Here is a 13,947-nt window from a genome sequence, read left to right on the forward strand (position 1 = left end):
GTAAGTACGTCAGTTGATTAAACTCGATGTTTCCACGATTTCTACTTCGATGAACGGAATATCGGATAACTCGGCAAGTTGCTCCAGCGCATTATACAAGTTTTCAGCTGGTGCATTCTCCTTGACGTTGCGATACGTCTTCGATTTACGAATCATCTTGCCATCCTCTGTCATACCACCATCGAATAAAACACGACCAACCGCCTGTTGAAATTGAATTGTTGCAGCCATATGTCCCACCTCCCTTCATTATCTATATAGAGAGTTAGGGAAGAAAAGGATACTGGTACGGATACTGGTGACAGTCCCCTGCGCAATTCGGACACTATTCGGACAACTAGCGAATTGCAAGTCAAATAAACTTTTAAAAAACTATACATTTAGCGGAATCCACTTGAATGGGGAAGCTTACTTGGTTGGAAAAGTACTACCTTGTTGGCGGATACGGTAAGATAAAGGGTATAAAATACGATGCATTGGAGACGTGTAGAAGTGAAAGACAAAACTAAATCAAGGGTTACATCAGGCGTTACATTCGGTTCAGCTTTAGCTATTGCAATTTCTTGGAGTTTGCACAAATCTATTTTCTGGGCTTGTATACACGGATTATTCAGTTGGCTGTATGTAATTTATTATGCCGCGACACGCTAAATTAGTTTACAGTTGGAAGAAACTGTGTAGCAGTGATTTTCAGCTGACGAAGCAAATTACGTAGATACCACAAACACTTGGAAGATATTGATATCTTTGACGATTTAATTGACTGGCTAGAAAGTCATATTACTGACATGCTTGAATTATTAGGATGCGTTTGCTGAAAAAACTATAGGTGTTCACTTTCTAATTGCATAAAAGAATAAGTCAGGTAGATATAATTTATTTATGATAAAGATAAAAGAGGGGGATGCTATGCTGATATATAAACGATTTTCGGGGATTCCCGACGATGAGACCATAGAAGGAATCTTGAAATTACACGAAAATATATTCGGAGATTCTGATACGTTGATCGATAAAATGAAGTCTAAACCTAAAATCCTAATCAATGTTGCGTTGGATGAATCGGAAGTTGTCGGTTACAAAATAGGCTATGAACTCAACGATTCTAAATATTATAGTTGGTACGGTGGGGTTCATGTGGATTATAGGGGTAGGGGAATTGCATTGAAGCTCATGGAAGAGCAGCATCGTTATATAACTAATGCGGGCTACCAAGTTGTTCAGACGAAAACGAGAAATAAATGGAGGGGCATGCTGGTCCTTAATATTAAGAACGGATTTGACGTTATTGAAACTTTTACGGATGAGGATGATATTCATAGAATTGTACTGGAGAAAAAGTTGGAATTTTAATGCTTCAACGAAATTAAGAGAAAGTTGTTTAGGTTTATTGAAAAACAAACAGTCCATCAAAGGGGGCCATTTATGAAAATATACATAATCGGATCAGTTGGTAGTGGCAAAACAACTCTCGCCCAAAAACTGGCTTCAAGGCTTTCGCTCCCACATTATGAAACGGATAATTTCGTTTGGAATCGTCACCCGGATGGAGATGTCCGGAACTCTATCGAAATTCGTAATGCACTTTTCCACAAGGCTATTAAACAATCGACGTGGATCATAGAAGGTGTTCATACGGAATGGACGCAAGAGGGATTTCAAGAAGCTGAACATATTATCTTTATAGACACACGGATAAGTACCCGAAAAGTTCAAATACTAAAGCGCTTCCTTAAGCAAGTATTAGGTCAAGAACATTCAAATTATAAGCCAACCTTCACTATTTTACGGAATATGTACGCTTGGAATAATCATTTTGAGTATGAAATGAAACCGAAACTGCTTCAAACATTGCGACCATATAAGGAAAAGTTGGAAATATTAAAAAGTAATAAACAAGTAGGGGATGTACAGAAGATTTTTGTATCTGCTACTGAAAGGATGAGGTGATTGTTGTGGTGACAGTCCCCTTTACAACTTCGACACTATTCAGAAAATTATTAAGAGGTGTCCGCGCAGGCACCTCTTAAATGATTCCTTTTCCAGGAACTTTTTCAACTACATTTTTATTCATCACGGGCATTCTTTTTAATACCTTAATTAGGGGTTGTTCAATGAATGTGTACGTCAAACAACCTACACTTGTTGCTATGGTCATTAAGATAATACACGTCAGTGGTCCACCTAAACTTTCAAAGACATTCATTACACTGAATAAATCAGCAAAAATATATAGAATTAAGTTGTGAGATAAGTAGATAGCGAAAGAGGCATTTCCTATATAGTTTAAAAACTTTGGAATTTTGATACTCTTTTGCATATCGATAGATCCCAATCCCAAAATGATTAGAATTGAAGATACACCTGTGGCAATATCAAAGTTTATGTCAATGACATTATAGATGTAATTTAACCAAGTTAATGGAAACCCGATTAAGCCAATTACAGCAATGAAGACGGACAAGTTCGTATTAAATGGGGATTTTAAAATAAAATACGCGGACCATAAACCAGCTAAAAAGATAAGGTTATATTCGTTAAAGAAGAAATTGGTTAAATCGTTTTCAGAGCCTATTATTCCTGATACAAAAGCTAAAGAAATTAAAGCAAAGATAAATAAGAATATCTTTGAAATAGGTCTCTTGGATAAAAAAAACACTGAAAATAGTAGGTAAAAATAGATTGTATGAACGAGTGACCAGGCTACACTAAGTATTGGCACCTTGTCACTAGGGTTGGGTATAAGTGGAATGGATGCAAAGATTGAGTGGTAAGTAACTTCTTCTAGATGCGGAAATAGTAGAAAAAGCAGTATAGCTACTAAAGTAAGGACCCAGTATAGCGGATAAATCCTTATAAAGCGGTTAAGTAAATAACCTTTTAGTTCATTGGGCTTAAAGAATTTTTCGTGGTAGATATAATAAAGCATAAAACCTGATAGTGCAAAAAAGTAATTTACACCACCTGATAAAGGAAGTTGATTGATACCTAATAAGCTATAATTCCAATAATCATTCATAAATTCAGATACATGAAAAAGCATTACTAAAAGTGGGACGAGTGCTCGAGAGAATTGAATAAGTATTAATCTTCTTCGCATTTTAGTCACATCCGTTCATTTTTCGATACAGAATCTCCATTCTAAAGTACATAATGCATTATATGTTCTAGGAAGAGCAAGAGGTGGGGTTAGGGTGGTGACAGTCCCCAATACAATTTGGACACTATTCAGAATACAGTGAGTATCAAGCGCATTTTTGGACTGAAAACTTCACTTCGATGAAACTAAACGGATGTGAAGTTTTTTATTTAATGTTATATTTAATGGAATAGTTCATGTTGGGAAGGTGGAAAACCTATGATAGGACGAAATGACCCATGTTCGTGTGGGAGTGGCCAAAAGTATAAGAAATGTTGTGCGGGCAAGAGCGATATTCCGGTTGCACAGCTTGTGGATGAGGAATTGGAACGAATCTTAACAGGTGTGTATGATCTCGAATCGGATCCGAAGAGTGCAGCTGAATTTGAAAGTTATGTTAATACTTGGAAAAGTAGGCTCATTGGTTTTTTTGATGAAGAAACGATTGAGATTTCCGTAAGTGAATATTTCCTTTTCGTAGCAAGAGATGATTTATGGAAACGCTATTTGCTTAAGGTACTTAATTCAAGAATTCGAAGCGCGACCCGGTCTGTTGTTGAATCCTGGCAAACACCTATTGTTTTATTCGGTACGGTTAAAGACGATTGGAATGGTTTTGTAGAGGTTGAAGAAATTCTTGGTGAGAACACATATTATCTAGAGATTGAAGATGAAATGCGCTTTGACATAGGCTCTAATGTCTTCGGTGTTGTATTACCGGATGACCGGAATCATCCGAACGGATTGAAAACTGTAACATCTCTTCTGTTTGTTCTTCAGGGGAGTGAAACGATTAAAAACAATGTTATCGCACTTGCGGAAAGTAGTGGGATTAAACAAAGTGGGGATTTCTTTAAAAAGCATATGTTGGATATCTATAAAATAATAGTGGATGTTGTGGACAGCCCCCTTGATGAAATTATTGACAATGAGTTAAGTAATGCTCATCGATCCGTGATGGATGCATTGGTCAGTGGTTTTGAGACGGCAGAAGTAGATTTGGAAGCACAGCAACTTTTAAAAAGCATCGGGGTTATGTATTTACTAGAAGAACAACCTAAGTTTCGTAAACCAAATGTTATTTCAGCTGGAATGTTTCAGGCGGGAATTGATTTGGGAATCGTCAGGTTAAGTATGACACAGGTTGATACTGCACAGCTTTTTGACGTATCTGTTGGTGCAATGGCAAAACATGCGGATACAATTGCGGGATTTGCCATTGAAAGTTTAAAAAAACATAATGGGGTTTCTATGGGACCTCAAATAGCAAGAAGTGTAGGCACAGATCCGTTAATGACGGAACGTGTGAATTGGGAAATGAGTGTAAAACTTTCGCGCCAAGATTTGGATACGTTAGAAGAAATGCAAACCTACATGACTCTTACGATGAATGAACCCTTTCAACCTAAAGGAAAAAAAGAACAAGCACAAATGTTGATTTATGATGCATACGAAGCGGATAATGACCAAGTTCGGTATGAGCTCGCTGAAAAAGCATTGCTATTAGACTCTAAAAATCCAGATGTATACCTCATTCAAGCTGAACAAACTGAAGTAGATCGTGAGGCTGAACAATTGTACAAGACTGCGATTGAGTATGCAAACAGTCGATACGAGGTACTCGAAGAAAACCCTTGGGGGCTTGTAACGAATCGACCATACATGCGCGCATTATTCGCATATGGTGTTTGGCTTTTTAACAAAAAAAGATACGACGAAGCAGGACGTATTTTCGATGATCTTCTTGATATGAATCCCAATGACAATCAAGGTACACGGTATTTAGCGATTTCTTCATTTATTGCAACGGAAGATTACGAAGGCGCGGAAAGTTTACTTGGGGATTACGAAGAGGATTCTGAAACGGATGCCGCTTTCTTATATTTAAGATGGTATTTGGAGGCTTCTATGTCTGAAGGTGAGTCTGAGAACCTGGATTGGATGTTTGAAGAAGCTATGGAAGAAAATCCGTTTGTAGCAGAAATGCTGGGGACCGATGATTCTAGACCACTGTACCCAAAACATTTGGATTGTGATTCAGGAAGTGTTTCAGAAGCGACGTATATCTTAAGTTTGCTGCATTGAATTGCGCAGGTGACAGTCACCCAAGCAATTCAGACACAATTCCAATACGAAAAACTACCTACCCAATAAAAATCAAGGGGTAGGTAGTTTTTTACGTTATCGGCCCGAATCATGTAAAACGATAAGGTATTTCCCAGGAAATTTGCGTTAAATAGAGATTCATTTGATATGCCTATTTTTTAGGAAGTGCTACCCAATGTCCTTCTGAAACTTCGACGAGTTCAGAGTTGAGCAGGTTGTATTTATCTTCGCCTGTATCTTCTTCCATAAGAATACGTTGTTTATTTGCTTCAACTATTGGATCTGGAATTGGAATTGCAGCGAGTAATGATTTTGTGTATGCATGCTGTGGATTGGTGTAAAGTTCTTCACTTTCAGCTAATTCGACAATTTTACCTGCATTCATTACAGCCACTCGATCACTAATGTGTTTTACCATCGACAAATCATGGGCAATGAATAAGTAGGTAAGACCAAGTCTGTGCTGGAGGTCTTCAAGTAGTGTTACAACTTGAGATTGAATGGAAACATCAAGTGCAGACAAAGGTTCATCACATACGATAAACTTTGGTTCAACAGCTAAAGCACGGGCGATTCCGATTCGCTGTCTTTGTCCGCCTGAAAACTCATGGGGATAACGCATCGCATGCGCCGGCTCCAGTTCAACCATGTCTAATAATTCTTCAACCCTACGTTTTCGGTCCGATTTGCTACTAGCTAATCCATGGATATCTAAGGCTTGACCGATTAAATCAAGGACTTTTAGGCGAGGATTAAGGGATGAATAAGGATCTTGGAAAATCATTTGCATATGTCGACGCATTGTTTTCATTTCACTTTTAGAAAGTCTATTGACGGCCATTCCTTGGTACAAAACGTCCCCATCTGTAGGTTCATGTAATCGCAAAATGGCTCGGCCAGTTGTTGATTTTCCTGAACCAGATTCACCAACAAGTCCTAACGTTTCACCAGGTTTGATGGTAAAGCTAATATCGTCTACAGCTTTCAAATAATTGCCTTTTCCCATATCAAAATGTAATTTCAATGATCGTACATCGAGTAAGGGGGTTTGAATATCTGTATTTGTAATAATAAGTGGTGTGCGTTTGGGCTTCTTCTTTTCATCTAATCGGGGTAATGCATTCAATAGTTTCCTTGTATAAGGGTGCTTAGGATTCGCAAAAATTTCTTCTGTAGTTCCCGTTTCGACAATTTCGCCCTCTTTCATGACAACTACGCGATCGCACATTCCCGCAACAACACCAAGGTCATGTGTGATTAAAATAATGGAAGTACCAAAGTTACTTTGCATATCCTTCATTATATTTAAAATTTGAGCTTGAATGGTTACATCCAAAGCCGTTGTAGGTTCGTCCGCAATAAGAAGTGTAGGTTGGCAAGAAAGAGCGATGGCAATCATAACTCGTTGACGCATTCCTCCGGAAAATTCATGGGGGAATTGGTTGTAACGTGTTTCGCTGTCTTTAATGCCAACCAATTTTAATATTTCAATGGATCTCTTTTTTGCATCATTCTTGGATAAATGCTGATGCTTAATTAAACTTTCAGCTATTTGTTTACCGATTCGAATGGTCGGATTAAGGGAAGTCATTGGGTCTTGGAAAATCATGCTGATGTCACGGCCACGAATACTTTCCATTTCTTTTTCTGTTTTACGCGCAAGATCTTCACCTAGAAAAGTGATTTTTCCATCCTTCACGTTTGCAGGGGGAGAAGGGAGAAGACGCATGATAGACCTTGCCGTGACGCTTTTTCCACTACCTGATTCTCCAACAATACCCAAAGTTTCGCCTTTTTTCACTTCGAAGCTTATACCTCGAACCGCTTCAAAAATAGTATCTTTGGATTCAAAAGAAACACGTAAATCCGTAACCTGTAAAATAGTTTCCAAGAGATGCACCTACCGATAGCTAGAATTGTAGTTAGAGTATTCCGACGTTGACTTATACAGTCAGTACGTTGACTTATATAGCCAGTTTAAATATACTTTACTATAACACTAATTATTAAGCAATAAAAGGGAGGAGAGTTTGAAGTCAGTGGGAATCAGCAAACAAAACACGGCCAATGTAAAGCCAGCACTACGTCTTCAACATGCATACACAAAGCTACATATCCATCCCTTTTATAAATACTTGATTTGGTTTTTAGGTATGCCTTTACATATTTTTGTGGCTCTTTATTATCTGTTTAAGAAAAAAGATACTATATATTCAATACTATATTCTGAAATTAAAAACACGTTGATATCCGAGAATTTCAAAGAAAAACTTATTCTTGATTATCGCAACCAGTTCATTCAAAAACAAGCCTTTTTCGATCAAAAGGTTAATATGGAAGAGACTGAAAAACAAGCTGAAAAATTAGCCGAGGTACGATTTGAAAAAGAGATTCAGCAAAGGACGATGCTTGCTCTTGAAAAACAGGGCCTGACAAAGCAAACGTATTCCAGTTTCTTTGAACGTTTACTTGCAAATCCTCTCTTTTTAAGAGTTAGTTTTATCCCGGGTGCATTGATGTATGTATTGTTGCTGTTGTTAAACAATTCATATATCAAATTCATTTTCGAAAGACTTATTATGGGTGTATTCGTTGTGCTAGGTGTTGTAGTACTTGTGTTTACAATTCTTTATATTTCCCCATTCGATCCTGCTGCAAATATTATAGGGGTCACCGGAACAAAAGAACAAATTGCACAGTTTAATCAGATATATGGATTAGATTTACCGTATTTCACCCAATTGTGGAACGCCGTAAAGGGAATCTTTACGTTTGACCTTGGGAATTCTTTTGCAGGTAATGAGGACGTTGCGACAAGTATAGCGAATAAGTTTCCAGTCACTTTAAAGCTTACTCTTTATGCACTGATAATGGCGGTAGTTGTTGCGATTCCAATTGGTATTATTTCTGCAACAAAATCCAATTCTTTCTTTGACTATACATTTATGTTCATTGCACTTCTTGGATTATCCATTCCAAACTTTTGGCAAGGACTCATTTTCATTTTAAACTTCTCTATTAAATTACAGTGGTTACCAGCGACCTTTAGTCCGCAAAATGGCTTATCGATGATTATGCCTGTTGTGGTTCTAGGGACTGCACTAACCGCCTCTGTTGCTCGGATGACCCGCTCATCCATGCTTGAAATTATTAATGAGGATTATATTATTACAGCAAAAGCGAAGGGGCTGAATCAGAGCCAAGTATTATGGAAGCATGCAATAGGAAATGCTATGATTCCGATTATTACAGTGATTGGCCTTCTCTTTGGTGGCATGTTAGGTGGGGCGGCAGTCACGGAGAAAGTATTTAATATTAGTGGTATTGGTAGTTATATTGTAGATAAACAATTCATCCCAGATATCCCTGCGATTTTGGGTGGGGTAGTATACATTGCGATTACCATTTCATTGGTAAATATTGTTATCGATATACTGTACGCATTTTTTGATCCGCGAATTCGTTCGAAGATGAAACAAAGTTAAAGTAGGTGTAGTGATGGATGCAATGGTAAAGATGGAAAATAAGAAAGTGTTGAAGACTTCACCAGAGTATACACAAGCAACCTTCACTCTGGTTACTTCTTTAGTTCTAACAATGATTTTAGCTTTAAATAGTTTTGACTTCACTACTAAAGTAATTAAACCTTTTGTGTTCAGTGTATTTGCGGCATATGGGGTATTTACTTTAATTCAAATCCTACTAACTGTGAAAATTAAAAAAGATCTTCTAAATGTAGGTGAAATTAAAAACTCGACACGAAAATTGGGTTATTTGCAGTTAGTGAGTCTATTCACAGGGAACGTAATTACTGCGGCTTTTGCTTTCAATTTAATTAAGAAGAAAAAAACGACAGAGTATACCCTTGCAGTATATGCACTCCTAACTCAAGTTTTTATTATAGGCATTTCAGCACTTAATCTTTTTAAGCCCTATGTATCGGATACGTTTTTGCTGGCAATGGGTATACTATTAGTTATTACAGTTTTCTATGTAGCAACGTTATTTTTAGTGGCTAAATACGTTGAAACGGAAACTACAAAACCATGGATGATTTTTATAGCCATCCCTTTGTTGTTAACGGCTGTAACAGGCAATCTATTTGCGTTGTTTCTGGGCTTAAATCTCCTGATGAAATCAAGAAACTTTGATGTATCAACAATCGTAAAATGGGACACCATTTGGGGAAAGATTACCCGTAACACGACAGCAATATTAGGTTTGTTTTTCATTGTTTTAATGTTATCGATTTCGGTGTGTAGCAACTTTACATTTGATTACACGATTGCTGTTGAAAATAGTTATGCAGCTATTTTACAAAGTCCAAATCTTGAATATCCGCTGGGCACGGATAACTTTGGTAGAGATTTGTTTTCAAGAATTATTTTTGGTGCTCGAATATCACTTATCGTAGGATTTCTTTCCACGATGATTCCAGCTGTTATAGGGGGGATGCTCGGCGCTTTTGCAGGATATTATGGTCGTCATACGGATAATGTGATCATGAGAATATTAGACGTTCTATACGCAGTTCCTGGTATTTTGCTTGCGATTGCAATTATTGCAGCGTTCGGAGCGAATACAACAAACTTAATTATTGCGCTTAGCGTGGGCTCCATACCTACATATGCGAGGACAATGCGTGCGAACGTCTTAATGGTATCCAATTTGGAATACGTAGATGCTGCACGTGCACTAGGAGAAAGAGATTTTTTGATAATATTCAAGCATGTCGTACCCAATTCACTAGCACCGATGATTGTTAAGTCTACACTGACAATTGGTGGAGCCGTTATCGCAACAAGTAGTTTAAGTTATCTTGGACTTGGTGTAGAGCCGCATATTCCGGAATGGGGAAATATTTTAAAATTGGGCAGTACTTATCTTGAGACCCATTCATATCTAGCCATTTATCCTGGACTTGCAATCATCTTACTCGTTCTATCTTTCAACTTTCTTGGGGATGGATTACGCGATGCGCTCGATCCGAAATTAGATTAATTTATTAGTACACTATTAACAAAGTTGATTATCAGGAGGAATTCGAAATGAAAAGAAGTTTATTAGTAGTAATGCTGGCATTTGTTTTAGTGTTGTCGGCTTGTGTTAAAACGAAATCCGATGTAGAAGTAACGGACAAAGATAAGAATGATGGAATAACGGATACATCTAAAGTTGAAATTGAACTTCTTGCGATGAGCAGCGATGAAGACAACATCAACATCGTTCGCGATCAGCTCGTGAAAAACGGTTTCGATGTAAAGATTAATATGCAACCAGATTATGGTAGTTATAAAGCGCAGCAAGACGCAGGGAACTTTGATATTACGATGTCTGGCTGGACAACGGTAACAGGGAATCCTGATTACGCAGTGCGCTCGCTCTTTAAGACAGGCGGCGATTACAGCATCATTGCGGATCCAAAACTAGATGAATTAATCGATAAAGCAGGTACTGAAACACCAGAAGAGTATGCTACAACATATAAAGAATTTGAAGAATATCTCGTTTTTGATAAAGCCTATATTGCACCCATGTATAGCTCATATAAAACACAAGCAATCAATATAGATAAACTAAAAGCAGAATCCGTGCGCTTATCTAAATCACGTTCACTTCCGTGGGAAGATATCGAATTCAATGATGCCGCTAAACAAGCTACAGAAGCTTTAGTACTATCACAAACAGCATCCGTATTAACTTCTTTAGATCCTATTAAAGCAAACGATGGATCGATTAATATCATTAACACGAATATGTATGTTCGTTTAGTTAACCTTACGGACGAGGACAACATTACATCTGAAGGTTCTTTATCATTAAACCATAGTATTGCTGAAGGAAACTCAGAGTACTATTTCATCCTACGTGATGACATTAACTTTGCAAAAATTACAGATAAGACAGCAGTAGATTCAGGTGAACGTGTAGGATTCGACGACGTGAAGTTTTCACTTGACCGTGCAAAAGACAAAAACTCGGTTCCCGATCACCGTACGTATAGCTTGCATGAGCACATTAAAGACGTTGAGCTGGTAACGGATCTTGCTGCATTAGAAGGAATTAAAGATTCTACAGGCTCTTCAACGATTAAAGATGCACTTGAGAATGGATTAGATACAAAGATTGCTGAATTAGTTTCGGATAAAACAGCAGCGAATAGCAAAGAAGGAAAATACCAAGTTGTTAAAGTAACAACTACAGAGCCATTCCCACAGGTACTGAATTACTTAGCTCACCAATCTGCTGGAATTGTTTCTAAAAAACAAGTAGAGAGCATAAACACATATGACGTAGCTACTTTTGATGTAAATAAAGACATTCCTTATGGTGACCAAAACACAGTTACTGAAGGAAATAAATACAACAACACATTGTATACAAGTGGTCCATATATCTTATCTTCAAAAAATGATTACGACGCAACTTTCTACAAAAATCCGGGCTATATGGTAGGAACAAAGCATGAGCCTAGAGTTTCAACAGTTACAATGCGTTTCATTAAAGATGCAGACAGTTCACTTGCAGCTTTACGTAACAGTGAAATCGATTTGTTCTATGCTGTTCCTGAAACAAAGTTTGATGTTGTAGAGGGCGATAAGAAATTAATATTGCAAAAGGTAGCGAGTAACGCTGTAACGTACTTACTTTTCAATACAGCGAACAAAGACGTAGCCGAAAGTGAAGACCTACGAAAAGCAATCCTTTACTCAATTAATCAAGACGATTTTATCAGTTTTTATCATGGTAATAAAATCAAAGCATTTTCAACATTAAGTCCACTCGTGGAAACGGGTAATGTACTCGAAGCAGATGCCGCAAAAGCAAAAGAGTACTTAGATAAGTACAAAGCAAGTAAATAATCCCACAAAAACACCAGGCCCTCAGTGCGGAGGCCTGGTGTTTTTTTCTTTTAAATTGTGTTGGAATTGACTTGGTGACAGTCCCCTGCACAACTCTGGCACTATTCACAGTCACCTACCATGAAAATTAATATGGGTCAGCCTCATGACCTTTGTCGACGGCTTCTTGTGGTGCTTTGTCACCGTCTCGATTACCGAGTGGTTTCTGATTTGATCCGCCAGTTGCTGCTTTGGCCAATCCTTCAGATAATCGACGCCCATATTCTTCGTCGGCATCATGAGCAAGCGCCATTATTTTATCTTGAATGCGTGGGTCGCAAGTTGAAAGATCAGCCACAAGATTAGAGATTAAATCCTGTCGTTCCCACTCCTCGAAATTTCGGTAGGTTTCACCGGCTTGTATTGTATTGCTTTGTCGTTCAATTGACTCCCGCACAAGATTCCCCTCAATATAAGGTGTGTGTTCTTTTCCATGTTGTACAGCTTCCTGTAATCCACCCAAAATCGATGGTTCATAGTTAATATGAGGGTTCTGACCTGGAGCTCGATCTAGTTTATATTGCATCTGTCCGCCGCTTTGATTTGTTGCTACTCTTTTTTTAGGAGAATTAATAGGAAGCTGCAAATAGTTTGTACCCACGCGATGCCGCTGCGTATCGGAGTAGGAGAAGGTTCGTCCTTGGAGCATCTTGTCATCGGAAAAATCAAGACCATCGACAAGCACACCCGTACCGAATGCAACTTGTTCCACTTCAGCGAAGTAATCCTCTGGGTTTTTGTTTAAGACCATTTTGCCAACAGCTAACCAAGGGAACTGGTCTTCCGGCCATAACTTCGTATCGTCAAGTGGATCGAAATCGAGCTCCGGATGGTAAGCGTCACTCATAATTTGGACAAGTAACTCCCATTCAGGATAATCTCCCTTTTCGATGGCATCATGTAGATCTTGTGTTGCATGATTGAAACTAGTCCCTTGAATCTCACTTGCTTCTTGTTGGGTTAAGTTTTTGATCCCTTGCTTCGGTTCCCAATGATACTTGACAAGTACTGCCTCGCCTTCTTGGTTTACCCATTTATACGTATTAACACCGGAGCCTTGCATCATTCGATAGTTTGCGGGGATACCCCAAGGTGAATAAACAAATGTTACCATATGAAATGATTCGGGAGAACAAGCACAAAAATCGAAAAAGCGTTCACTACTTTGAATATTCGTAATCGGGTCTGGTTTAAAAGCATGGATCATGTCGGGAAACTTAATCGCATCCCGGATAAAGAAAATCTTTAAATTATTACCGACGAGATCCCAATTGCCGTCTTCCGTATAAAATTTCACGGCAAATCCACGGGGATCACGAAGTGTTTCGGGGGAATGACCGCCGTGGATAACGGTTGAAAAGCGAACGAATACAGGCGTTTGTTTCCCTTTCTCCTGAAAAAGTTTTGCGCGTGTATACTTGGATACTGAATGATCGCCAGCCGTTCCATACGTTTCGAAATAACCATGCGCACCAGCACCTCGTGCATGAACAACACGTTCCGGTATCCGTTCCCTGTCAAAGTGACTAATCTTTTCTAGAAAATCATAGTTTTCCAGTGCTGCAGGACCTCGGTTACCAATAGTTCTAATATTTTGGTTGTTTGTAACAGGATGTCCTTGTCTATTTGTTAAAGTGTCGTCTTGTTCTTTATTAACTTTATGATTGGATGGATCTATTGACAAATGATTACCTTCCCTTCAATAGCAATGAATCATTTTCAAATTAAAACATGAAATAACTCATCCTAATTATTGTTTATCATCCATATATTGCCCATTTTCTAAGGTGTTAATTCATT

General features: G+C 38.2%; 11 protein-coding genes. 7 read left to right on the plus strand and 4 right to left on the minus strand.

Features of this window, described 5'->3' with window-relative positions; translation table 11 throughout:
* Nucleotides 1-9 precede the first annotated feature (9 nt).
* A complete protein-coding gene (locus tag ACP8HH_RS02970; protein ID WP_438315652.1) occupies nt 10-231 on the minus strand; it encodes a DUF1659 domain-containing protein in 222 nt (73 codons plus the stop codon).
* 240 nt (nt 232-471) lie between these two features.
* On the opposite strand from ACP8HH_RS02970, the gene ACP8HH_RS02975 reads away from it, so the two are divergent.
* The 3 genes from ACP8HH_RS02975 to ACP8HH_RS02985 all read left to right on the plus strand — a co-directional run bounded on the left by ACP8HH_RS02975 (nt 472) and on the right by ACP8HH_RS02985 (nt 1,950).
* On the plus strand, nt 472-651 hold the full coding sequence (locus tag ACP8HH_RS02975) for a hypothetical protein (RefSeq protein WP_438315655.1): 180 nt from the start codon (nt 472-474) through the stop codon (nt 649-651).
* Nucleotides 652-909: 258 nt separating this feature from the next.
* Complete coding sequence (locus ACP8HH_RS02980) at nt 910-1,353, plus strand: GNAT family N-acetyltransferase (protein ID WP_438315657.1); 444 nt, start codon at nt 910-912, stop codon at nt 1,351-1,353.
* Nucleotides 1,354-1,425: 72 nt separating this feature from the next.
* The gene (locus ACP8HH_RS02985) at nt 1,426-1,950 is read left to right on the plus strand and encodes a DNA topology modulation protein FlaR (protein WP_438315660.1); all 525 of its coding nucleotides are present in this window, start codon (nt 1,426-1,428) and stop codon (nt 1,948-1,950) included.
* Between the two features lie 76 nt (nt 1,951-2,026).
* On the opposite strand, the gene ACP8HH_RS02990 is transcribed toward ACP8HH_RS02985, so the two are convergent.
* Nucleotides 2,027-3,100, minus strand: a complete 1,074-nt coding sequence (locus ACP8HH_RS02990; RefSeq protein WP_438315663.1) for an acyltransferase family protein — start codon at nt 3,098-3,100, stop codon at nt 2,027-2,029.
* Between the two features lie 258 nt (nt 3,101-3,358).
* On the opposite strand from ACP8HH_RS02990, the gene ACP8HH_RS02995 reads away from it, so the two are divergent.
* On the plus strand, nt 3,359-5,224 hold the full coding sequence (locus tag ACP8HH_RS02995) for an SEC-C metal-binding domain-containing protein (protein WP_438315666.1): 1,866 nt from the start codon (nt 3,359-3,361) through the stop codon (nt 5,222-5,224).
* Between the two features lie 172 nt (nt 5,225-5,396).
* On the opposite strand, the gene ACP8HH_RS03000 is transcribed toward ACP8HH_RS02995, so the two are convergent.
* The gene (locus ACP8HH_RS03000) at nt 5,397-7,136 is read right to left on the minus strand and encodes an ABC transporter ATP-binding protein (RefSeq protein ID WP_438315668.1); all 1,740 of its coding nucleotides are present in this window, start codon (nt 7,134-7,136) and stop codon (nt 5,397-5,399) included.
* 139 nt (nt 7,137-7,275) lie between these two features.
* Between ACP8HH_RS03000 and ACP8HH_RS03005 the strand changes: the two genes are divergently transcribed.
* From ACP8HH_RS03005 to ACP8HH_RS03015, 3 genes are read left to right on the plus strand one after another with little or no spacing between them, the layout of a single operon-like run.
* A complete protein-coding gene (locus ACP8HH_RS03005; RefSeq protein WP_438315671.1) occupies nt 7,276-8,730 on the plus strand; it encodes an ABC transporter permease in 1,455 nt (484 codons plus the stop codon).
* 31 nt (nt 8,731-8,761) lie between these two features.
* On the plus strand, nt 8,762-10,246 hold the full coding sequence (locus ACP8HH_RS03010; protein WP_438315674.1) for an ABC transporter permease: 1,485 nt from the start codon (nt 8,762-8,764) through the stop codon (nt 10,244-10,246).
* 47 nt (nt 10,247-10,293) lie between these two features.
* Nucleotides 10,294-12,108, plus strand: coding sequence for an ABC transporter substrate-binding protein (locus tag ACP8HH_RS03015; RefSeq protein WP_438315676.1), 1,815 nt, complete (start codon nt 10,294-10,296; stop codon nt 12,106-12,108).
* A 127-nt stretch (nt 12,109-12,235) separates the two neighbouring features.
* Here ACP8HH_RS03015 and ACP8HH_RS03020 read toward each other — a convergent pair whose 3' ends face one another.
* Complete coding sequence (locus ACP8HH_RS03020; RefSeq protein ID WP_438315679.1) at nt 12,236-13,831, minus strand: catalase; 1,596 nt, start codon at nt 13,829-13,831, stop codon at nt 12,236-12,238.
* Nucleotides 13,832-13,947 lie beyond the last annotated feature (116 nt).

The organism is Sporosarcina sp. FA9 (assembly GCF_051550205.1).
In the GTDB taxonomy this organism is placed as follows: Bacteria; Bacillota; Bacilli; order Bacillales_A; family Planococcaceae; genus Sporosarcina.

Excerpts from the sequence above, each read along its gene's own strand:
- ACP8HH_RS03010 (WP_438315674.1), top strand. The coding sequence starts at position 8,762 with ATGGAAAATAAGAAAGTGTTGAAGACTTCACCAGAGTATACACAAGCA.
- ACP8HH_RS02990 (WP_438315663.1), bottom strand. The coding sequence starts at position 3,100 with ATGCGAAGAAGATTAATACTTATTCAATTCTCTCGAGCACTCGTCCCA.
- ACP8HH_RS02975 (WP_438315655.1), top strand. The coding sequence starts at position 472 with ATGCATTGGAGACGTGTAGAAGTGAAAGACAAAACTAAATCAAGGGTT.
- ACP8HH_RS02985 (WP_438315660.1), top strand. The coding sequence starts at position 1,426 with ATGAAAATATACATAATCGGATCAGTTGGTAGTGGCAAAACAACTCTC.
- ACP8HH_RS02980 (WP_438315657.1), top strand. The coding sequence starts at position 910 with ATGCTGATATATAAACGATTTTCGGGGATTCCCGACGATGAGACCATA.
- ACP8HH_RS02970 (WP_438315652.1), bottom strand. The coding sequence starts at position 231 with ATGGCTGCAACAATTCAATTTCAACAGGCGGTTGGTCGTGTTTTATTC.
- ACP8HH_RS03015 (WP_438315676.1), top strand. The coding sequence starts at position 10,294 with ATGAAAAGAAGTTTATTAGTAGTAATGCTGGCATTTGTTTTAGTGTTG.
- ACP8HH_RS02995 (WP_438315666.1), top strand. The coding sequence starts at position 3,359 with ATGATAGGACGAAATGACCCATGTTCGTGTGGGAGTGGCCAAAAGTAT.